19 protein-coding genes are annotated in these 21,053 nt (G+C 62.7%); 12 read left to right on the forward strand and 7 right to left on the reverse strand.

From position 1 onward, the window contains the following. Window positions 1-50: 50 nt before the first annotated feature. A complete protein-coding gene (locus F5544_RS18530) occupies window positions 51-242 on the reverse strand; it encodes a hypothetical protein (RefSeq protein WP_167474341.1) in 192 nt (63 codons plus the stop codon). A gap of 46 nt (window positions 243-288) precedes the next feature. Here F5544_RS18530 and F5544_RS18535 point away from each other — a divergent pair, with 46 nt between their 5' ends. Continuing rightward, window positions 289-1,224 (forward strand): protein tyrosine phosphatase, encoded by a 936-nt coding sequence (locus tag F5544_RS18535; protein WP_167474342.1) that lies wholly within the window; start codon window positions 289-291, stop codon window positions 1,222-1,224. Between the two features lie 145 nt (window positions 1,225-1,369). Here the strand turns inward: F5544_RS18535 and F5544_RS18540 are convergent, their stop codons facing one another. Together F5544_RS18540 and F5544_RS18545 are read right to left on the reverse strand one after the other, a co-directional pair. After that, window positions 1,370-2,005 (reverse strand): hypothetical protein, encoded by a 636-nt coding sequence (locus F5544_RS18540; RefSeq protein ID WP_167474343.1) that lies wholly within the window; start codon window positions 2,003-2,005, stop codon window positions 1,370-1,372. Window positions 2,006-2,209: 204 nt separating this feature from the next. Continuing rightward, window positions 2,210-2,908, reverse strand: coding sequence for a GntR family transcriptional regulator (locus tag F5544_RS18545; RefSeq protein WP_167474344.1), 699 nt, complete (start codon window positions 2,906-2,908; stop codon window positions 2,210-2,212). Window positions 2,909-2,998: 90 nt separating this feature from the next. Here F5544_RS18545 and F5544_RS18550 point away from each other — a divergent pair, with 90 nt between their 5' ends. Continuing rightward, window positions 2,999-3,421: a VOC family protein gene (locus F5544_RS18550; RefSeq protein ID WP_167474345.1), complete on the forward strand. Its 423-nt coding sequence runs from the start codon at window positions 2,999-3,001 to the stop codon at window positions 3,419-3,421. Further along, on the forward strand, window positions 3,418-4,179 hold the full coding sequence (locus F5544_RS18555) for an SDR family NAD(P)-dependent oxidoreductase (protein WP_167474346.1): 762 nt from the start codon (window positions 3,418-3,420) through the stop codon (window positions 4,177-4,179). Before F5544_RS18550 ends, F5544_RS18555 begins: the two co-directional genes overlap by 4 nt. A 196-nt stretch (window positions 4,180-4,375) precedes the next feature. Here the strand turns inward: F5544_RS18555 and F5544_RS18560 are convergent, their stop codons facing one another. Next, entirely contained in the window at window positions 4,376-7,138 is a 2,763-nt protein-coding gene (locus F5544_RS18560) for an AfsR/SARP family transcriptional regulator (protein WP_167474347.1), read from the reverse strand. 166 nt (window positions 7,139-7,304) lie between these two features. Between F5544_RS18560 and F5544_RS18565 the strand changes: the two genes are divergently transcribed. Then, a complete protein-coding gene (locus F5544_RS18565) occupies window positions 7,305-8,393 on the forward strand; it encodes a HesA/MoeB/ThiF family protein (protein WP_167474348.1) in 1,089 nt (362 codons plus the stop codon). Between the two features lie 98 nt (window positions 8,394-8,491). Next, a complete protein-coding gene (locus F5544_RS18570) occupies window positions 8,492-9,289 on the forward strand; it encodes a DUF6193 family natural product biosynthesis protein (RefSeq protein WP_167474349.1) in 798 nt (265 codons plus the stop codon). A gap of 72 nt (window positions 9,290-9,361) precedes the next feature. On the opposite strand, the gene F5544_RS18575 is transcribed toward F5544_RS18570, so the two are convergent. Next, complete coding sequence (locus F5544_RS18575; RefSeq protein ID WP_174867359.1) at window positions 9,362-9,562, reverse strand: hypothetical protein; 201 nt, start codon at window positions 9,560-9,562, stop codon at window positions 9,362-9,364. A gap of 40 nt (window positions 9,563-9,602) precedes the next feature. On the opposite strand from F5544_RS18575, the gene F5544_RS18580 reads away from it, so the two are divergent. From F5544_RS18580 to F5544_RS18590, 3 genes are all read left to right on the forward strand, one after another. After that, window positions 9,603-10,154: a hypothetical protein gene (locus F5544_RS18580; protein WP_167474350.1), complete on the forward strand. Its 552-nt coding sequence runs from the start codon at window positions 9,603-9,605 to the stop codon at window positions 10,152-10,154. Window positions 10,155-10,544: 390 nt separating this feature from the next. Then, on the forward strand, window positions 10,545-11,231 hold the full coding sequence (locus F5544_RS18585) for a methyltransferase family protein (RefSeq protein ID WP_167474351.1): 687 nt from the start codon (window positions 10,545-10,547) through the stop codon (window positions 11,229-11,231). Between the two features lie 1,015 nt (window positions 11,232-12,246). Beyond that, window positions 12,247-12,528 (forward strand): hypothetical protein, encoded by a 282-nt coding sequence (locus F5544_RS18590; RefSeq protein ID WP_167474352.1) that lies wholly within the window; start codon window positions 12,247-12,249, stop codon window positions 12,526-12,528. 123 nt (window positions 12,529-12,651) lie between these two features. Here the strand turns inward: F5544_RS18590 and F5544_RS47090 are convergent, their stop codons facing one another. Continuing rightward, complete coding sequence (locus tag F5544_RS47090) at window positions 12,652-13,287, reverse strand: pentapeptide repeat-containing protein (protein ID WP_275107060.1); 636 nt, start codon at window positions 13,285-13,287, stop codon at window positions 12,652-12,654. Window positions 13,288-13,320: 33 nt separating this feature from the next. On the opposite strand from F5544_RS47090, the gene F5544_RS46410 reads away from it, so the two are divergent. Beyond that, entirely contained in the window at window positions 13,321-13,464 is a 144-nt protein-coding gene (locus tag F5544_RS46410; RefSeq protein ID WP_238847318.1) for a hypothetical protein, read from the forward strand. A 675-nt stretch (window positions 13,465-14,139) separates the two neighbouring features. On the opposite strand, the gene F5544_RS18600 is transcribed toward F5544_RS46410, so the two are convergent. After that, window positions 14,140-15,675, reverse strand: coding sequence for a class I adenylate-forming enzyme family protein (locus F5544_RS18600; RefSeq protein WP_167474354.1), 1,536 nt, complete (start codon window positions 15,673-15,675; stop codon window positions 14,140-14,142). Between the two features lie 1,111 nt (window positions 15,676-16,786). Here F5544_RS18600 and F5544_RS18605 point away from each other — a divergent pair. The 3 genes from F5544_RS18605 (at window position 16,787) to F5544_RS18615 (ending at window position 21,049) form a co-directional block, all read left to right on the forward strand. Further along, complete coding sequence (locus F5544_RS18605; RefSeq protein ID WP_167474355.1) at window positions 16,787-17,620, forward strand: AfsR/SARP family transcriptional regulator; 834 nt, start codon at window positions 16,787-16,789, stop codon at window positions 17,618-17,620. A gap of 256 nt (window positions 17,621-17,876) precedes the next feature. Then, window positions 17,877-18,530 (forward strand): ABC transporter ATP-binding protein, encoded by a 654-nt coding sequence (locus tag F5544_RS18610; RefSeq protein WP_167474356.1) that lies wholly within the window; start codon window positions 17,877-17,879, stop codon window positions 18,528-18,530. A gap of 62 nt (window positions 18,531-18,592) precedes the next feature. Continuing rightward, on the forward strand, window positions 18,593-21,049 hold the full coding sequence (locus tag F5544_RS18615) for an ABC transporter permease (protein ID WP_167474357.1): 2,457 nt from the start codon (window positions 18,593-18,595) through the stop codon (window positions 21,047-21,049). Window positions 21,050-21,053: the final 4 nt, after the last annotated feature.

Raw genomic sequence — 21,053 nt, forward strand, 5'->3', positions numbered from 1 at the left:
TCGACGACATGAGACACGATCTAAGGCCGCATTCGAAATTCTCGGGCCGCTCACCGCGACGGCTGGTACGCCTCTATCCGCTGGGCGATCTGGCCGGGTCGGACGCCGTGCCACCAGCTCGGATCGGCCGAGCCGACGGTGACGGCGCCGTCTGTGTGGTGGTAGTGCCGTTCGTCTCGGTCGGCGTCGAATTCGCCGTCCAGCGCGTGCCTGCCTGGCTTATGTGACAGATCGACCGTCACAATGATCCGCTGATATATGTAGGCCGACCGACCATAGGAGACATCGATGCGCCATAGGTTGTTGCGCGGTACCGGCGCGGTTCGGCTGACTGCCTTGATCGTCACGGTCGGGGTTGTGCTCGTCGGCTGCGGGCATTCGGCGGCGCCGGCAGAGAGCGGTCGGGGGACGCTGATCGTCGACTTCCTGAATCAGCCCGGGCTGCCTGCGAACTTCCGGACCACCGGCATGCCACTGGGGTCCGACGGTGGGCCGGCTCCGAGTGTCGCCGGACTGGTCGAGCTGCACGAGTCCGGGAGCACCGCGCCATCGGCCGATGGGTTTCGCGCCATACAGGAGACGCTGCCGCCAGGGCGGCACATCGATGTGGATTTGCGCCAGGAGACGCATCTCTACGTCAACGGCATGGTCGTTTCCTGGTACGGCCCCGGCGACGACGCGAATATGGGTATGAGCAAGCAGGCCGTGCTGAACCTGCAGGACCAACGGGCGCGACAACTTCACGACGATCGCGAAATCACCTTCGGTGGTCCGCACGGCAAGCCGATACCGCCGATCACCGGCCCCCGCACCGTACAGACCGAACAGCAAGCCGCCACCGAAGCCGGGATGGAATACGCGTATTTTCCGGTGCCGGACCGCCACATGCCCGATCCGGGCACGGTCGACGATTTCGTCGCCTTCGTGCGCGACCTGCCACCCGACACCTGGTTGCATTTCCATTGCCGGGCGGGCCACGGCCGGACGACAACCTTCATGGCCCTGTACGACATGATGCGCAATGCTAAACAGGTGTCACTGGCTGATATCCTGCGCCGTCAATACCTCATCGACCCGCCCCACGCGGGTACCAAAGGCGCGGCGAACCTCGAAAAGGAATCCGCCGCACACCCATTTGTCGATCAGTTCTACCAATATGCCCACGACAACAATGACGACTTCCGGACGTCGTTCACCGCCTGGTTGAAAGCCCACTCCGGATAACCGGCCCTGCTCTGGCCGATGATTCGGGTTTTCCGGGTAATTGAGGAGTCGGAAAACGTCCGGATATCGTCAGTTGGGCCGCAGACTCTTCCGCAAACGGGCTCATGGTCCCCTGGCTCTCGGCCCTGAAAAACTAAGGGGCGCTTCACGGTATGGGCCGTACCTGGTCGAACGTTACGGCCCTACCGTTCGATGTTTCTCGCACAATTCCGAGCCCCTTGACGCACCCTGTCACGAAACCCTGGAATGCTCCTGCCATTCCGGCGAGCGCCGCACCGGTAACCACCCCCATCGGACCGGACGGAAGAGCGGTGAGGCCACCGGTTATCGCGGCGATGATGCCCGATATAACCGCCGATGGAAGACCTTCCTGGACACATGCCGACATCATGTCACCGGCATGTGAGACGAAATTCGCGAGAACCTTCGCCCCTTCTCGCAATCCGTCTTCGACGAACGCACGCAATCGCCTGCCATTGTCCTCGATCGCGATCTTCAATCGCCGCGTCGTCCGATCAACAGTTACCAGCGGAACAATCTGCTCGATCAGCCGATCCGCGGAATCGACGACATCGACGACACCCGTCACCGCATCCTCGACGAATCGCCCGGCCGAAACGGCGAGCAGCGCTCCGGAGTTCTCGATATTGGTCGCCAGAACCGTCGCCGCATCGGTGATCGGATCCGCTCGTGCGATACGCACATCCGACCCGCCGACAAATACCACGCAAGCGGCGACGACCAGCACCGAGTTCGCGAGCCGACGGATACGCATCGTCACAGCGAACATAGTGCGCCATATTCATCGGAATTCTCCGGCGACCGCTACCTGCGGCGATTTGCGCGAATGCGGGAATTTCCGAATGCTGGCACGATTTTCGCGGGAGCTGGCGGGGCTCCGCCCATTGATGGTTGCGATCCGGGGCACGCTCAGGAGAACTGGACGTCGATCGGCCGCGGCCGGATCCCTCCCGACGCTGGTCCGTCATGTGGTGCTCGATTTCTGGCCGCTCGAATCGGGCGGCAGATGGGCGAGGAGGCTGCGGCGGGCCGTGTGGACATGTTCTTCGGCGCAGTGGGCCAATGCTTCGCGGTCGCCGCCGCGCAGCAGGGCCACCAGTTCACGGTGCTCGTCGACCACACGTTCGCGATAGTGCTCGTAGCCGAAGGCGACCCGGCGCGTTTGGAACAGGTAGACCTGTGAGCGCACCGCCTGCCAGGCCCGGTTGAGTCTGTCGTTGTCGGCGGCTTCGTATATCCGGTCGTGAAAGGCGATGTCGAGCGCGAGCAATCGGGGTGCCGACGCCGCATCGCCGAGTTCCGCCGTCATCGCCTCGACCAGGGCGTCGAGTTCGGCCCATTGCGCCGGGCCGGCCTTGGCCTGGGCGGTGACGGCCGCGAGCCGGTCCAACGCGGAGCGCAGTGTGTAAACCTCTTCGACATCGCGTGCGGTGATCTCGATAACGCTGGTGCCGCGGTGCCAGCCGCCTCGAATGAGTCCCTCGCGTTCCAGCAGCGCCAAGCCCTCGCGCACCGAGCCGCGGCTGATTCCCAGCGCGGCGGCGAGCTGAACCTCCCGCAGCGGCGCCCCCGGCGGGAAATCGCCGGAGAAGATCGCTTGGCGAATGAGATCGGCGGCCTCGTGTGCCAGGCCGCGACGGGGCACCTTGGGCAGCGTTGTCATGTCTGAATGTTGACATTCGGACATTCGATGCCGCAAGCTCGAACCCGCTCCGCTTCGCAGGAGCAGATCGGATCGAAGGGAGAAGTCATCATGGCGACCCGTCCCGCGGTACATCTGGCGATACCGGTCGACAGCCTGGATGAGGCCCGCAAGTTCTACCGCAATGTGCTCGGCCTCGACGAGGGACGCTCCACCGACCATTGGATCGATTGGAATCTGCGTGGTCACCAATTGGTGACGCACCTGGTGCCGGGCGGCCGGATCCCGCCGGGAACCAGTGAGGTCGACGGGCATGACGTGCCGATCCCGCATTTCGGACTCCTGCTGACGCCGGACGACTTCCATGCGCTGGCCGACCGGTTGCGCGCGGCCGGGATCGAATTCGTGATCGAGCCCTATCTCCGCTTCCCTGACCGGCCGGCGCGGCAGTGGACGATGTTCTTTCGCGATCCCGCCGGAAATGCGTTGGAGTTCAAGGCATTCCACGACGAGTCGCAGATATTCGCCCGATGAGGAACGTCCTTGTCACCGGAGCCTCGCGTGGGATCGGCCGGGCCGTGGCGCTGGCATTCGCCGAGTGCGGTGATCGGGTGGCGGTGCATTACGGGAGCGATCGCACCGGCGCCGAGGAAACAGTGCGGCGGCTACCTGGAATCGGGCACACGATTGTGACCGGCGATGTCGCCGATCCCGTTGCGGCGCAGCATATCGTCGACCAGACCGCGCGTGCGCTCGGTGGGATCGATGTCCTGGTCAACAATGCCGCCATCGCGCCGGGCGCCGACAACCGCCACGCCGTGACGGAGGTGAACTATCCCGAGTGGCAACGGATTTGGCGGCGAATGATCGATGTCGACCTCCTGGGCGCCGTCCACCTGACCTACTGCACCGCTCGCCATCTCATCGACCGCGGTGCGTCCGGCAGCATCGTCAATATCGGTTCGCGCGGTGCGTTCCGGGGTGAGCCGGATTTCCCCGCCTACGGTGCGAGCAAGGCCGCACTGCATGCTTTCGGGCAGTCGATGGCCATCGCGCTTGCCCCGCACGGGATCGCGGTGACTTCCGTAGCGCCCGGAATCGTCGGCACCGAACGCCAGGAGTCGTCCCTGGCCGCTCCGGCCGGTGCGGCGATTCGCGCCCAGAGCCCCTTCGGGCGTGTGGGGACGCCCGAGGAGGTCGCCGCCGCGGTCCGGTATCTGGCCTCGCCCGAGGCGGCCTGGGCGTCCGGGACGGTACTCGACCTCAATGGTGCTTCCTACCTGCGGACCTGACGATCCCGCACCCTGCCGTATCCGGGATTCACTCGCTACGTGCGAGCTCGTATCGTCGCTCAAATCGCCCACGAATCGTTCCAGCGTGCCGACGAAGTGCTCGGCGTCTCCTTCCGGCCAATCGGCGACAACCTCTTCGAAGACCGCGGCCAGGGTCTGGCGTGATTTCGCGATTGCTCGTTCGCCGCGCGGCGCCTCACGAGTAGCCCAGTGCGGCCATCTGTTTCGCCATCCGCTCGGCGTCGTCCTTACGGTGTTGGCTCTGGAACAGCTCCAGGGCCTCCTGCCAGACGGCCAACGTTTGGTCGGGCCGACCGAGGGCCCGGTAGGTGTGACCTATCTGATCGAGAGTGGCCGTCAACCCGAAATCCATACCGAGTTCGCGGTCGATCGCGAGGGCCTGCTGGTAGAAGGTCAGGGCATCGGTGTGACCGCCGCTGTGGTGGGCGATGTAGCCGAGGGTGTCCAGCGTCATCGCCTCGCCGAGTCGGTTGCCGTGACGTCGGCAGAGCTCCAGGGCTGTGGTGGCGTCGGCGCGGGCGCGGTCGTAATCACCCAGATGGGCGAAAAGCCATGCGACGCTGTTGAGTTCCTCCCCCTCCCAATCCGATCGGCCGAGGGTCTGAAACAGCCGCAATGCGTGGGTGGCGTGCTGGACTGCCCGGTGCGGATCGCTGCGGCCCATATCCCAGTAGCAGCAGAGGAGATGGTGGGTATGGGCCTGGCCTGCCAGGTCGCTCGTCTGCTCGTCCAGCGCGAGAGCCTTTTCGAGATGTTCGCGCATTTCCACCCACAGCCCGACCGTGCTGCAGGCTTGGCCGAGGAGCCGGTGTGCATGGGCCTGGGCGACGGGGTCGCCGAGCTCGTCGGCCGCGGCCATGCCTGCCCGGCAGACGGCGAGATCGGCGGACAAATGGCCGCGCTGGCAGTGGAACTGGCGCAGAGTCGATGCCAGCTGCCATACGGCTTGGTGCAATCCCTGGGTGATGGCCAGTTCTTGGGCCGCGGTCACATTGAGATGCTCGGCATCGAACCACGCGAACGCGGCGGTGTGATCGTGCAACGGGCGCGGGTGACAGCCCGGCGATGGGAAGTCCGGCCGGAACAAAATCCTGGTCGGTCGTAGCAGCCGGTCACCGGCGTAGGCGGTGTGCAGATAGAAGTCCACCAACCGTTGCGCGCACTGTCGTCGGCTGTCCGGAGTTTCCTCGGCGAGCATGGTGGCATGCGCGTGATCGCGCAGCAGATCGTGGAAACGGTAGCGACCGGGCCGGGGCTGCTCGAGCAGGTGGGCGTCGACCAGACTCTCCAGCAATCGCTCTGCGGCGTCGAGGCCGATCGCGGCCAGGGACGAGGCCGCCCAGATGTCGATATCCGGGCCGCGTACCAGGCCCAGCAGTCGGAACATCCGCCGCTGCTGCGGATCGAGATGCTGGTAGGACAGGGTGAAGGCGGCGGCTACGCTGCGGTCGCCGACCGCCAGTTCGCCGAGCCGACGCTGCTGATTACGCAACCGGTCGGCAAGATGCCGCACGGTCCAGGCGGGCCGGGCGCGGAGTCGGGAAGCGGCCAGCCGGATCGCCAGCGGCAGCTGCCCGCAGAGCGCTGTCACCTCGGCGACCACGGTGCGTTCGGCGATGACGCGAGCGTCATCCACGATCCGGGTGAACAGGTCTATCGCCTGCTCGGAGGACAGCACGTCGATGGAGAGCGCACGCGCACCCTCCAGATCGGCCAGCCGCCGTCGGCTCGTCACCAATGTCACGCAGGTGCCCGCGCCTGGGAGCAGCGGCCGGACCTGACCGCTGTCGGCGGCATTGTCCAACACCAAAAGCATGCTGTGCCCGGTGGTTTCGGCGCGCCAGAGCGACGCACGCCGGTCCAGCGTGGCGGGGATGATCTGACCGGGCACGCCGATCGCGCGCAGGAGAGCTTCCAGGGCGGTCATGGGGTCCAGGGAGTCGTGCTCGCTGTGGCCGCAGAGGTCGATGTACAAGTGAGCATCGGGGCAGCGATCGGCCAGCCGGTGTGCGGCGTGGACTGCGAGGGTGGTCTTGCCGACACCGGCCATGCCGTCGATGGTGACGACTCCGCCCGTGGTGGCATTGTCGTCGCCCTGACCGAGAACGGACATCAGGCGGGCCAATTCCTGTCCACGTCCAGTGAAATCCGGTATGTCCCTGGGAATGTCTTTACGGCCGATTTGTCTGGTGGATCGCTGTGTGGTCGGAATCGGGGAGCCACGCAGGATGGACTGATATTGCTGTTGAAGCTGTGGTCCGGGGTCGACGCCCAACTCCTCGGCCAGCCGGCCACGCAAGTCGTGGAATACCTGCAACGCCTCGGCTTGTCGGCCGTTGCGCCGCAACACATCCATCCACTGGCCGATCAAACGTTCATCCAGCGGATGTTCGGCAACCCACGTGGGCAGCACGCCGATCAGTTCCGGATGCCGCCCTGCCCGCAGCATCCGGTCGATCCATTCGCCTTGTACCGCAATATGTTCGGCCTCCCATCGATCGGCCACCTCGGCGAGCCATGGGCTGTCCAACCCGGAAAATGGTGTACCACGCCATAATTGCAGTGCCTGGCCGAACAAGTCGGCGGCTCGAACGTCATCGTCGACCCGGCGTGCGTCCTCGGCCAACTGCCTGAAGTGGTACACATCCACAGCCGCCGGCACAGCCTCGATCACATAGCCGCCCGTCCGCCGGCGCAACGTCACATCTACCGTCTCCAGCACGCGACGCAACCGAGATGCGTAGCCGCGCACGGTCTCTCGCGCCCGCATCGGCGGGCGTTCACCCCACAACCGATCGATCATCACGTCCACGGATACCGGCCGGCCGACCTCGACCAGCAGTACGGCCAGCGCCGACCGTTGCCGCGCATGTCCCAGATCGACTGGACTACCACCGACCACCACTTCGACGGGTCCCAGCACACGGAACGTCGCCACTATGCCACCCCTCGATGGATAGACCACCATCGCGCCTTTACCAGCGAATTCTACGTTCCCACAACGATTGCGCGCGGGTGAACGAGCACTCTCTGATCACCCGCCGATTCGGCGGGAGAACGCACGGTCAGGGTGGCGGCCACGATATCCGGAGGAGACGAGGGGCATGTCGGTCCAGCTTATGGTGCGGCCACGGATCAAAGAAATCTTCGGTGTCCTGCTACTGGCTCGGAGGATTCGTCTCGACGCGGGCGAGGGGTACGCGGCCGAGATCGGTGATCCCGAGGGCAGGTATCGCCGGCTCGTTGTGCTGCTGGATGGCAGCAGGACGATCGGACATTTGAAGGACGAACTCCGCGACGTACTGACTCCCCGGGAAGTCGATAACGCTCTCCACGAACTCGATGAATCCGGATATCTGGAGGATGCGGTGGAGCCGGATATGTCCCGAGATGAATTGGAAGGATACCTGGACAACCTGAGCTTCTTCGATCTTCTCGGTCCGATGGGCGAATCCAAATATCGGCACCAGCGCTCACTGAAGCAATTGCGCGTCGGACTGATCGGCATGGGAGATATCGGGTCCAATGTTGCGATCGCGTTGGCACAGTTGGGCGTAGGTGTAGTCAGAGCGGTGGACTTCGACAAAGTCCATTTTAGTGATCCGAATAGACAAGGCTCGACCTCCGCTGTCGACGAGTTGGAGGCAGGCGTCAGCCACCTTCGCACCGGATTCGATACCGACTTCGCCGCGTCAGCTCGCCGGATCCGTTGGGCGGAAGACGCGGCCGATTTCATCGATGACGCCGCACCCCATGTAGTTGTCTGCGTTGCCGACAAGCTCGACGGCTTCATCAACCGATGGGTCAATAATGCTTGCGTCGATCGCGGCATCATCATGATCGCCGGCAGCGTCGCAGCCGGAATCGGCAATGCATATTCCGTCACGCCCGGCCGCTCCGGGTGCTACAACTGCCTGGTTGCGGAAAAGCGCGCTCCGAAATTCGCCCAGGAACTCAGCTGTACTCGAGGCAGCGATTTCAACGTCGCGAACGGGGCGGCCGGCATGTTCCATGCCTACTTCCTGGTGTACGAAATGTTGCGATTGACACTAGGGATCGCCCCGCCACTGACTTTCAACAGACTCTTCGAAATAAATTTCGTCACATTCGAGCAACATTTCACCGAGTTCCGAAAACTCGGCCATTGCAAGGTATGCGGCACGGCGAGCGACGCCGCAGATGATCGCTCATGATCAATGTGCATTCTGCGCCAGATCCGGTATTCGGCCGGAATCGCCACAGGCCGTTGCCGAACCTGGAAGGGGCGTGAGTCGACTGCGACACTGGATGCATGCCTCATGTCGAGATTTCGAACCCGTTTGTGTCGAGCCCGCTCGGGCCCGAGATCGCCGCGCTCTATCCGGAAGTTGCCGTTGCGGGGAGCCTGGATCTGGTGCTCCAGGCGGAACTACGTCGTGTCGGTTTCGACCTGGCGGTGGTTCCGTCTGAATCTCCGGGTTGGCGGTATGTCGGAGCCACGGTTCGCAACGATCGTCGGTATGTGAGCATCTTGCTCGCCATCAAGGAGCGGTGGTTTTCTCTCCAGTTCTGGGAGCGCGGCGTCATGATGGCCAGCGGAGGGACTGTCGAACTGGACGCCGCCGCTGGCGCTGTCGGTCTTTGGCAATCCGGCGCCACATTGCGGGACCTGCGAAACGGGTGGTCGTTCGTCCGTTACAGCGAGCTCGCCGAAGCCTATGAGCACGGCGATCCCGTCGCCGTTACGTGGAAATCCTATCGTCGGACCCGAGCATCGCATATCGACCACGACCTGATCGAAGCGGCTTACGCGCAACCACGACTGCGGGTCCTGTTCCCCTTCACCAGCCACGAGTCACTGCGTCTGAGCCGCTGCACCCGGTTTCCCTACAGCCGCGACCTCCCCGTGATCTGGCCTTTGAAGGACGGCAGATACCGCGTGGTCAGGCAGGGCATTCCGCACCGTGAGCCAGTTGAGCTCGGACTGGTCGACACCCCCGACGAGGCGGTCGCGCTGCTCGTTGCCCACCTTCCCGACAATTGCGGCCCAGCCATCGACGGCACCGCCGAGGATCTCGACAGAACAGATTCCACAGAAACATCAAAATGATCAAGAGGCAGATGTGAGACATCTTCTCGATCCGTGATGTCGTCATGGTGGTTTCGGTGCGGCATCCGTTGATCAGGTTGGGGCGGTGATGGATTCGGCATGGGCGGGCTGCGTCGGCACGAAGGCGAGGGTGCCGAGAGCTACGGCGCCGAGGGCCAGGCATCCTGCCTGTACCAGTCCGGCACGCGGGACCCGGCCGCATACGGTCAGAAGAAGTGAAGCGATGGCCGCGCCGATGCCCATCACCAGCAGCCACACTCCAGGGGGCGTCACAGCCAGCGCACTCGGTAGTCTGGGTTCAGGAGGGGATCCGATGGGCGCACTGAACGGTGGACGATCGCGGCTGTCGCAAGGCATCACGGCGGTGATCTTCGGCTTCTTCAGCTTGATGTGGTTCGGCTGGGGGCAGGAAGCTCCGCCAGGATGGCTGAAATTCTGGCTCGACATCGGCACGGCACTTGCCGTTGTCGTCGGAATCGCCGGTGCCGCAGTCTGTTTCCGCAATCGAGGCGGCGACACCGTTGTGCGGGACGCCGCGGCGAGCCGCCACTACGCCATTATCGTCGGCGTCGAATTCGGTCTGATCGCGGTTCTCGCCGCCGTTCTCGGAGCAACCGGGAACTCGGCTTTCATCCCGGTCGCCGTCGCAGGCGTAGTCGGGGCCCATTTCTATCCGCTCGCAGCACCTTTGAACGATCCAGGCCTCCAACCCCTGAGCGTCCTCACCTGCCTGGTCGCCCTAGCCGGTCTCGTCACAGGCCTCGCCACGGCTGTTACCCCCAGCGCGGTCGTCGGCCCGGGTATCGGGATCTTGCTGACCGGTTACGGCGCACTAGGACTCGTGGCGCCCGCCCGGTATCGGTGAGACCGTGCTTTATATGCATTCCTATCGGTTTGTGTCGCTGAGTTGGCTGTCACACGCTGCCATGCTGGTCCGGCCCGCGCCCGCGGGGATGAGCCCTGTTCTGAAACCCGTTGCGGGACCGGCTAGTCCGCCCCGCGTCTGTGGGGATGAGCCCCCTCGGGATCTATCACGGTCGCCAGGGCGGGCGTCGGCCCTGCGCCTGCGGGGGATGAGCCCAGGGCTGGTGCTGGCGCTCTGTCAGCTCACGCCGGTGGGATGTCAGTGGTTCGTCGGGAATTCGAGCTAGCTGACCGCAACGGCGAATCATGTTGTGGTAGCAGATGTTTGCGCGTGCTCATGCTGAGACCGACTGTTAGACTCGGTAGGTCTCGCGGACTGGATGTTTGAGCAATGAGCAGAGCCTATGTGGTGTACACCATCGCATTGGTGGGGGCGGTCGCCATATGTGGAGCGATTGTTTTCCTTTCGGCCTGGACGCTGAACTACTGGCAGGCATGGGCGCTGATGGCAGCGATGCTCGGCAGCTACAGCGCGGCGATCCTGGCTTCTTTCGCGCGTCGTGACGAAGCACCGTCGTGGCGGCGAAGGTCGGGTGAATCGCAGCGCGAAACTCTGACGAGTCAGCGGCTCATCGTAATCCTCGCGAGGCTCGGCTTCTGCGCCCTGCTCGTCGTCCCCGGCTTCGACCATCGGTTCGGCTGGTCATCGGTCCCGCCCTCGATCAGCCTCGCCGCCGACCTCCTCGTCGCCGCGGGCCTGCTGATCACCTACCGCGTACGCCAGGAGATCCTCCGCCGCGCCACCTCCGTGACCACCGAGGCGCCGCAGGATCGGCGGATGATCTCGACCGGCCCCTTCGCCGTCGTCCGCTCCCCCATGCACGCCGGGGTCCTCCTCTACGCGGCCGCGATACCCGTCGCCCTCGGATCCTGGTGGGGCCTGGTCGTTTTCGCCGGCATGGTGCCGCTGTCATTGATGCGGATGTCCTACGAGGAGAAGGTCCTGCGCCAGATATTCACCGACTACTCCGATTACACCCAGAAGGTCGAATACCGTCTGCTCCCACACATCTGGTGATCGGTGACCAACTTTCAAACGCACCTTGGGTCGGCTCCGGTTGTAGGCATTGGTTCTCCGGACCGCGGTGACCGGGCTCTCCGGGTAGATGGCCATCGGGGGTTCGGTGGTGGTGTGGTTCGGATGCATTGTGGTGATCGTGTTCGAGGTATTCGATGCCGATGCTGTCGTCGATGGCGGGGCAGCCGATGCGGATGCGATGCGGTCGCCTTCGGGTACGAGCGTTCTGCGTCGCCTTGACCTTCGGCATACCGGGCTCACCTGGCTCGCCGACGCTAGCTCCTGCCGCACCGGCTACAACAGATCGCTGGCCACTCCGATCCCAGTATCACGCAGCGTCACCTGCACTCCGACATCAAGGCTCTTCAAGACGACGGTGCGATGCTCTCCTTACCCCTGCAAAGATCAAGCTGGTCCCAAAGTGGTCCCCAAGGCTCCGAATCGTCCGCAGTAGATGTTGGCGACCAAGTCGATGCGAGCCACGGTGCCGAATTCGTCGAGTGTGTCCCAGGTGAGAGGAACGCGTTGTGCCGCAGTGTAAGTCGGCCGTGGTTCACGGGCGTCGTGGAGGGTTGCGAGTTGAGAGCTGGTGGAGGCCTCGCTTACCGAGGTGAGACTGGCCTGATGCAGCAATTGTTGAGCGGCGTCGAGCCGATCGGCATAGTAGAGGGATAGAAATATGAGCCGGAGCTGTGATCAGTGGTTCTGGAATGCCCTGTCGACCGAGCTTCTGTAGCGATCGATGGGTTGACAACGATTACGAGATACGAGGCTTGGCATCGGTGGGAGCCTGTTCGGAGTCAGGGCGGGTATTTCCAACCGTGGATTCGGAGGTGGCATCGGCCCGTTCTCGGTCGGTGTCTCGCGCCATCGACGACGTAACCGAAGTCGTGGGAGAACAACACGAACTTCGCGGACCGGTACAGAGAAACCCCCGAACGCAAGCTCATTCCTTGAGTTTGTCCTGGTCCTGGTTGTCATCCTCTGCTGGCTGGTACCACGCGTCTTGCGATTGGTGCGCTATTTGATCGTGACTTATCCGAAATCCACGGCTGTAGTTGGTATCGCGCTTGGTATCACCGTGTGCGTCAGTACCGCCGCAACCGGTCATTATCCACAGATCGCGTGGGGTGTATTGCTGGTAATCGCATCAATTTCGGCTTGGGTGTGGCTTATGAGAAGGGAGCACGTAGCCGCAATTGCGGAGATCGCCGCTCGTGCGGATGCTCAGCACGCCGCTTATCTTCGAGGTGCGGACTTCGAAATTTACGGCGATCAGGGGCGCCTGGAACTGTAGCCGAACTTCAGTACCCAATTGCCAATCTTCGATGCACGTCGGTCAGCACTTTAATGTCGGCGTGAATATCACGTCTCCGGCAAACTATACTTTCGAGCTGTGGCACCATGCAAACGGTGTGATCTAGAGACCTGGATCGGCATTCTCGGGAGGGGTGAACCCTTTCGGCCACGTCGTATCGTTGTTGTAATGAACGTGCTCTAATTTCGCCTGGCCTAGATTCTTCGCCGCAGTCGAATGCTCTAAATTAACCTCCGGGGCAAAGTCTGCGCCGGATAGATCGGAGAAGCTGATCTCCAAGCCCTTGAGGTCTGCTCCTAAAAAGACCGCGTTGATCAAGGGGCAATTGATCATTTTGGCGCTACGAATATTGCCATCCTCCATTAATGCGGCGGTAAAGTTCACGACCTCAAATCTTGCCTCTTCCAAGTTCACGCCATTCATGTATGCACTGTGAAAATTCGCCAAGTGTACTGTTGCCCCTTGAAGATTTGCGTGCCGCATGTCGGCCCAAACGAGGCTGGAGAACTCCAGGTCTACGTTCCGTAGGTCTGCGAACCTAAGGTCAGCTCCTTTAAGGCAGGTGCGGGAAAGATCCACGTGGCCAACGCTCGGGGTATCGCGTCGACCGATCACCGTTATGGCGGATTGGATATCGGGTGCTAGCCTAGGAAGGTCGTCGGGGTTTGGATGCGGTGGCGGTAAGGTAGAGCATTCGGGAGTATTTGGTGCCCGCGTTCGGACGAAGGCGCCGAGCACATCGAATACTGTTGATCGATCTGCTGGGGAGTCATGGGCAATCCGCTCGAGCGAATAAATCGCACCGATTCTGGTATCGAGATGGTCGCTGTCGAGTTGTTCGACGGCCTTCGAGAATCTGTTCGTAACTTCCGCCTGCTCGGCCACCCCGAGCTGTCTATTGGTGGCGTCAAGTGAGTGTGAAGTGAACCAGAGTCCGCCGAGCACTCCGGATGCGGTGGCGATCGCACCGAGTTTCAGCCAGCCGTCCCACGTGACTCCGGCGTGAATCCACCTTCCTAGTCGCCGAATACCGGTCGAGCGTTGGCGAACTGGGGTGGCAATTCGCATGCGACGACTGCGTTGTGGTCGACGCCTCCTCACCGGGTCCGCATGTCTATGTTTTGTTACCAACCTCCTTATTCGCAGTAAGCGTTTCTGAAGGCGACTGCGGGGTCTTGGGCGTTCGAGCTGCGGGACTCGACCGACCGGACGCCGCTGCGAGGCAGCAGAGTTCACGCCTCGATGATCGACCGAATCATGTTGTGAAGATAAGGGTCTTGGGACACTTCAACGGTCTGCAGTGTCATCACACCGTCGTGCTGTCGTAATCAACGACACGACGGCGTGGTCAACGACAGAATCCCCGGACGCCTGGCAGGGTGGAGATACCGGCGAATCCGGGGATTCTGGTGTAGAAAACGTCGGCAGCGGAAGCGGATTGAAACCAGCCGCCGTCCAACCCACTGTGTGGACTGCGGGCTGACCCGTACACGGCGCTTGCCCGGCCACGTGCTTCCCCAAGCGCATGGCTACTGCGCCAGGTGTTACACGGCCGCCGGGCGTGCACAGAACTATGGCGCTGCGTGACCGTCACCGGCCGTCGGCGGCAAGGTATCGAAGAGCCGTGCGGTCCGGCTTGCCGCTACTGATGGTCGGCATCTCGGGCAGAATCAGCACGACCTCGGGTGCGTAAGCTTCTCCCATTTCGGCCCGTACCCAATCCATGACCTCATGCTCGGACAGCTGGTGCGATGCTTTGGGAACCACTGCGGCGGCGATCTTTTCATCCCGCACAGCGCCGACGGTTACGCCGAACACGGCGGACTGCTGAATTCGGGGATGCCGGTTCAGGACCTTCTCGATCTGGGCCGGATACACGGTCTCGCGGACACCGACGATCGTGTCCTTGCTGCGGCCGACGACATTGAGATAGCCGTCGCCATCGAGAAAACCTAGATCACCGGTGTGAAGCCAGCCGTCGCGCAGCACTTGGGCGGTCAGCTCCGGCAGTTTGTAGTAGCCGCTCATCAATCCCGGTCCACGGACGCAGATTTCGCCGGTCTGGCGGGTGGCCAGTGGCTCGTCGTTGACGTCGCGGATACTCACCTCCACGCCCGGTACTGGGCGTCCGACGGTGTTGAGTAGTTCAGGATGCTGGTGTTCGGCTGGGCTGAGCATGGTGATCTGGCCGATTTCGTAGGTGCCGTATCCGGAGGAGATGATCGGCCCGAATCGGTTGACCGCCTGAGCCATTCGTTCTGGCGTTGTGGGACCGCCGGTGATCATCAGCGAGCGCAGGCTCGAGGTGTCGACGGACTCCAGGGCCGGATGGTCGAGCAATTGGTGCAGCATCGCCGGTTGCATCCAGATGAAGCCGATCCGTTCGCGCTCAATGGATTCCAGGACGTGACCTGGATCGAAGGCGTTCTCGCCGTGCAGCACCACGCGCCCGCCCGCGGTGAGAACGACTTCGGCGAGCTGCCCACCGAGGTGCCCGACCGCGGTGGAAAGCAATTGGGTGAAGTTCCAGGCTTGCAGCGCGGCCGGACTGTAATAGACCGGCAGAGCGAACGTGTGTGGGATGCCTTTGGGTGTTCCGGTGCTGCCGCCGGTGAGCCGAATCGACGAAAGATCCTGGGGTCGCGCTCGGACGGTGACCGGTTCTCCGGACTGGGCGGCGGCCAAATCCGCGAGGTTCACCGCGTCCGGATGCGGGCCCAGCGCGAGTGCCGCAGTGCCCGGCATCTGCTTGACCACCGCCAGCAGATGGTCATCGTCAGGGCCGGGAATGAACACGACCGCGGCCGGTTCGACATAGCTCAGCATCTCGGTCAGCAGCGACGGTCCGAGGCCGTCATAGATGATCCAAACGGCGCAGCCGAGGGCGTTGGCCGCGAACTTCAGGGCGAATGTGTCCGGGTCCGCGCCGGTTGCCAGCGCGACGACGTCGCCGGGTTTCAATCCTCGAGCAGCGAGAGAGCGCGCCATCCGGTGAACCCGGTCAAGCAGCTGCCCGTACGTCCATTCCCCTCCGTTATAAGTGATTGCCACTTGCGGTGAATTCCGTGCGAACGCGGCGAGGGTGAAACCGACGGTGGTCTCGTATGCGGCGGAAGTTGTTGTCATCAAGCGCCTTTCGATGATCCACGGTCGGCATCGTGTGGTTCGCGTTGTCGCCCCGCCGGGTGGCGAGCACGAGGGCAGCGTCACCGGGCTGTCGTAGTATCTACCGGTCAGACGGCCGGTACGGGACAATAGCTGTCGACTTCCTTCAAGCTGACCTCGACATGGTTCTCCGTCAATTCTTTCAGCTCGGTACCTAGAGTGAGAAGCGTTGCAGCCAGCAAGGTTTCGGTACGGTACGCCCGACTATATCGGTATCGCCGGTAGTATTCGGCGATGTTCCATCGGCTCCGTGAACGGGCTTGCTCTGGCGTGTCCGCCGTGGCTCAGCCGGAGGACTTGGAGGCGGCGGGCGCGTCTCTGTTCGGCTGAACTGTGATCGCGGCGCGCCGGGCGTCGGCAGGATCTTGGAGGGATGGTCCCCGAGCCGAGAGCGTGCAAACCCCTCCGACCGCTGGTCGGCAGGGGTTTGCACCGTCGGGCTGACAGGATTTGAACCTGCGGCAACTCGACCTCGGTCGAGGAATGGGTACCCGATATAGAAAATTCGGGCGCGAAATGCTCGATATGCACGCGCGCATAATGAGCGAAATCGTGCCATAGCTCGGATATATAAAAATAAAATACCTAACAGTTGGTTTCTGTTGGAAATGATCTTGAAGGAAACTGTGCTCGAAATGTGCACGGGGATCGGGTTGACAAAATCCTGTCAACCCCCTTGAGCGAGTCGTTGCCTGAGTATAGTCTGTGAGGGCAGCAGGGGAGTTTCAAATAGGGAGGGACTCATTGCGCGTCTCGAAGTTATTTGTCCGATTGCTCGATGGAATTATGCATTCAATGCATCGGTGTGATGACTTATGATTCAGGTTGCCTGACGGCGCCGAAGCGTGACGATTTTCGATTACCATCATCGTAATCGAAACCGGTATCAATTCAGAACTTTGCCGAAGTCGAAAGACTTTGACCATGCATTATATCCACGGGTGAGAGCCTTCGTTCGGCTATCTATTGCATCATAGTGGGACAGGAGGTGATTCGATCATACCGAGGTCGGCGGGCGTCACGGTATGTGCTTCGGCTGGTCAAGGATTATATTTAATCAGAAAGAACCTCAATGCGAAACCATCTCAGGTTCCATATCCTCGGCCCGCTCGAGGTCTGGGGCGAGCGCAGGGTGCGCATCAACAGCCGTCGGGACCGGGTCGTCCTTTCCATGCTGCTGTTGAAGCCGGATCAGATCGTCTCGGTCGATCGCCTCATCGACGGTGTTTGGAAGGACTATCCGCCGACGACTGCACGGCGGCAGATACAGTCGTGCATCATGCGACTTCGCCGAAGTCTCTGCCCCGACGGCGATGGCGAAATAATAGAAACCGCTCATCCCGGATATGTTCTCGAGCGCTCCGATCATTTCTTCGATCACTACGAGTTCGTCGAGCGGATGAGTAAGCTGGTGTCGGCTACCGAGCGTGGTGCCATGGACTGGCCTGCGATCTCCCGAGGTGTCCGAGGAGCACTCTCGTTATGGCGGGGGCACGCTCTGGATGGGGTGGTAACACCCTTGGTCGAGGGCGAGGCCGCCCGGCTCGATGAAATGAGATTGGCGGCTGTCGAGTGGTTGATGGATGCGGAGTTGCTGGCGGGCAAGGACTGTGAGTTGATTGGTGAGCTGATCCCGCTCACCAATAATTATCCTTATCGGGAGCGTTTTCGTCAGCAATTGATGATAGCGCAATACCGCGCAGGTCGGCGAGGTGACGCATTGACAACTTATCGGACGACTCGTCAGCTGATGCTGGACGAGATCGGAACGGAACCCGGGGATGAATTGAGAATGTTGCACGACGCGGTGCTGCACGATGATCTGGCCCGTATCGTCGTCAGAATACCCTGGGTCGAAGGCGCGGATAATGAGCTGTACAGCGAGGGGCCGAGCTTTGTCTGGTAGTGCAAATAAGTTACGCACGATTCGCCGGTCGGCAATATTTCCAACGTTCCGTGCTACCATCGCATGAGCGGTGGACAAGTTTGCGATCTCAGCGATTCACGATTCGAAATTTCATGGCACTGCGCATCGACTACGCGAGGGGGTTGTAGTAGTGGCCAATGATCACCCGGGTGCCGGAGACGAGTCGGCGACAATCGACACGGAGTCGGCCGTCGTATCCGGCAGCCGAACCGAGCTTCATTCGGATACTGCGGCGTTGGTCTTCGAGGGAGTGACGAAGACGTATCGCCGTGGGGGCGAGACGATCTCGATCCTCGACCAGGCCGACCTCGAAGTTCGCTCCGGTGAAATCGTCGCACTGATCGGGCGAAGCGGTTCGGGTAAATCCACGACGCTGTATCTTGCTGCGGCACTGGATGATCCGGACAGCGGGCGAGTGGCTGTGCACGGCGCCGAGCTACGGCCGATGAGCGCCTCGGCACGCGCCGAACTCCGCAGGCGTCATGTGGGTTTCATCTTCCAGTTCTTCTATCTGATCCCCAGCCTGACCGTACTCGAGAACGTCGCGCTTCCGCTCGTTCTCGATCACCGCAGGGGTCGCGAGGCCGCGATGAAAGCGCTTGACAGCGTTGGGCTTTCCCATCGGGCGGCCCATGTGCCGAGCGAGCTCTCCGGGGGCGAGATGCAGCGCGCGGCCATCGCCCGTGCCATGGTCGGCGAGCCGACGCTGCTGCTCGCCGACGAGCCGACGGGCAGTCTGGACGCCGCGACCGGTGAACGCGTGATGAACCAGTTGGTGGCGGCTTCCCGCAGGCAGGGCTGCGCGGTTCTGCTTGTCACGCACGACCTCGGCGTAGCGCAGGCGGCGGACCGGATCGTGCGGCTCGAGGGCGGACGGCTGGTCCAGTGACGGCTTTGCTCTGGCTTTCCATCAGAAGGGTCTGGCGCCAGCCTATCCGCACAGTGCTGGCCGTGCTCGCGGTCACAGGGGGTGTCGGGCTCAGTGTGGCGGTGTTGGTCGAGGCACGCAGCGTCGATGCCGCCAACGAAAGCTTCAACGTCCAGATGGGTGGTGGCGATCTCGATGCCGTCCGGGTCGTCGGACCGACTCGAAGGGGCGGAATCACCCCGAGCGATATGGCCCGCATCGAGTCAACCGCGGGCGTTGCGACGGCTGTGCCTGTGGTTCAAGCGATTACGCTGGTAGAGACCGGCGATGCGACGAGGACCGTACTCGCGCTCGGGATCGACTGCCGCAGCCAGGCGCTGGTCGGCCAGGTCGGTTGCGTCGACGCCTTGATCGCGAACGCGAAGGACTCCGACCCGCCGATTCTCTCGGATAAGCTCGCGGGTGCGATCGGTGCCGGAAGTCGGCTGCGCACAGATCATGCCCGAATTCCGATCGATCCCGAGCGTGCGGTGCCGCAACTCGATGCGCTCAACGACGGTGGCGTCGTCGCGCTTGCATTACCTGTCGCGCAGCGCGTATTCGATCGCGGCGATAACGTCGATGTCGTCTACGTTCGTCCGCAACCGGGAGTATCGAAAGAGGAACTGCGGCAACGACTCGTCGAGTCCAGTCGGCCCCAGCTCGCGATTCTGCGGCCGACCGATCGATCGCCAGGGGTGAACGTCACCGGACAGGTGTTGCCGCTGATCGGTGTCGTCGGTCTGTTCGCCGTCGGGATCGGTGCGATTCTCGTATTCAATATCGTCGGTCTGTCCGTTGCCGAACGCCGCCGTGATCTCGCCGTGGTGGCCGCTCTCGGCGGGAGTCCGAGGACCGCGGTGTTCGGGGTCCTCGGTGAGGCTGCGGTATTGGGCACGCTCGGCGGAATTCTCGGCGGGGGCGTCGGGGTTCTGCTGGCACAGCCATTGGTGGCGAGTATGTCGACGTTGTCCGAGCGGTTCGTCGGGTTGCGCATCAGGCCGGTGATCGAAACCCCATCCCTGGTTTCGGGGATATTGATGGGTGTCGTTGTCGCCGTGCTGGCCGCGCTTGTCCCGGCATGGCGAGCGGGCCGGACGAATGTTGTTGCGACCTTGACAAATCGGGACGTTGGCGCGGAAAGCCGCGGCCGCCCGCTACGTGGCCGTGCTGCGGCCGCAGTGATCGTCGTCGGCATCGCCGTGTCGATATCGGAAGCGACGCGCCGGGGTGGCGGACTGGCCTGGTGGCAGTCGCCGACCAGCGCGGTGGTGTTCGGTATCGCCACTGTCGCAACGCTATTGGCGGTGACTCAGTTGACGGCGATGGTCCTCGGGATCGTCAACCGCCGGATGGGCGATCGGGCCGGCGTCTTCCGGGTGGCGCTCGCGAACATCGCATCGGATCCTCGGCGTACCTCGGTGATGGCGTCGGCCGTCGCCGTTGCCGTCGCACTGTCGACGATTCTGGCGATGCTGATACCGGCAATGAAGAATGCGTCTTCGGCGACCACCGGTGCGTACGCCGACGGCCGAGTCGCGGTGAACGTACTTCCATTTTCGGATTCGTCCGAATTCGATGCGAAACTTTCCCCGGAACTCATCGATCGGTTGGCCCGCATTCCGGGGGTGGCCGCGGTCGAACGAGAATCGTATATGGAGGTCGGCAGCGACGGCGCCGATCAGATCGCGGTCACCGCGGCAGAGCATCCGACTTTTCCGTTCGCCGTGGTAACCGGAGACGCAGGAGCGGCGGTGCTGGCACGGGGAGATGTGCTCGTCGGCGCGATGCTCGCAAGGGAACGCGACTTGGCGGTCGGATCCACGCTTTCGATTCCCACCGGCAACGGCGACCTGAAGGTGACCGTCGGTGCAATCTGGGAGAACGCCAATAACGCCGGACGGATCGTGACCGTCCCTTGGCAGATGTTCGAGCGAATATGGGGGCCGCAGCCGCCCGATCCTTTGTTCCTCAGACCGGCGCCGGGTGTCACCGTTGACCAGCTGGCGTCGAACGTCCGAGCCGCGGACGTGGACCCGGCGCTTCGGGTGGCGACCCCGACCGAGCTCGCGGCCGAGGGCGCCGACTCGACCAAGCCCTATCTCACTCCCTTTTGGGCGCTGCAGCGGGGGCTCCTCCTCGTGGCATTCATCGCGACAACTTCGAGCCTCTTGCTCATCGGGTTGCAGCGACGCCGAGAAGTCGGGGTGCTCTCGGCCTTGGGTCTGTCTCCGGCCGCGCTGGGGCGTCTCGCTATCTACGAGGCCGGTGCGGTCGGCATCGTCGGCGCATTATTGGGTGCTGCGGGCAGCCTGATCATTTACGAAGCCCTCCGGAACCAGGCGCTGTTTCTGGTCGGGTTCCGGCCGCCGTTCGATATCGACATCGCCGATGTGCTGCTCTATGTTCTGCTGTCGATCGCCGTTGTGCTGGTCGGCACGGTCGTCCCCGCGATCCGGACAGCGCGGCAGCCGATCGTGGAGGCCCTCCAGTACGAATAGCCGC

Origin of the sequence: Nocardia arthritidis, assembly GCF_011801145.1 — a bacterium.
GTDB lineage: Bacteria > Actinomycetota > Actinomycetes > Mycobacteriales > Mycobacteriaceae > Nocardia > Nocardia arthritidis_A.

Bases quoted from the DNA above. Each gene is read 5' to 3' on its own strand.
- F5544_RS18550 (WP_167474345.1), top strand. From the start codon at position 2,999: ATGGCGACCCGTCCCGCGGTACATCTGGCGATACCGGTCGACAGCCTG.
- F5544_RS18555 (WP_167474346.1), top strand. From the start codon at position 3,418: ATGAGGAACGTCCTTGTCACCGGAGCCTCGCGTGGGATCGGCCGGGCC.
- F5544_RS18545 (WP_167474344.1), bottom strand. From the start codon at position 2,908: ATGACAACGCTGCCCAAGGTGCCCCGTCGCGGCCTGGCACACGAGGCC.
- F5544_RS18580 (WP_167474350.1), top strand. From the start codon at position 9,603: ATGGGCGCACTGAACGGTGGACGATCGCGGCTGTCGCAAGGCATCACG.
- F5544_RS18565 (WP_167474348.1), top strand. From the start codon at position 7,305: ATGTCGGTCCAGCTTATGGTGCGGCCACGGATCAAAGAAATCTTCGGT.
- F5544_RS18535 (WP_167474342.1), top strand. From the start codon at position 289: ATGCGCCATAGGTTGTTGCGCGGTACCGGCGCGGTTCGGCTGACTGCC.
- F5544_RS18585 (WP_167474351.1), top strand. From the start codon at position 10,545: ATGAGCAGAGCCTATGTGGTGTACACCATCGCATTGGTGGGGGCGGTC.
- F5544_RS18570 (WP_167474349.1), top strand. From the start codon at position 8,492: ATGCCTCATGTCGAGATTTCGAACCCGTTTGTGTCGAGCCCGCTCGGG.
- F5544_RS18605 (WP_167474355.1), top strand. From the start codon at position 16,787: ATGCGAAACCATCTCAGGTTCCATATCCTCGGCCCGCTCGAGGTCTGG.
- F5544_RS18600 (WP_167474354.1), bottom strand. From the start codon at position 15,675: ATGACAACAACTTCCGCCGCATACGAGACCACCGTCGGTTTCACCCTC.
- F5544_RS46410 (WP_238847318.1), top strand. From the start codon at position 13,321: ATGGGCAATCCGCTCGAGCGAATAAATCGCACCGATTCTGGTATCGAG.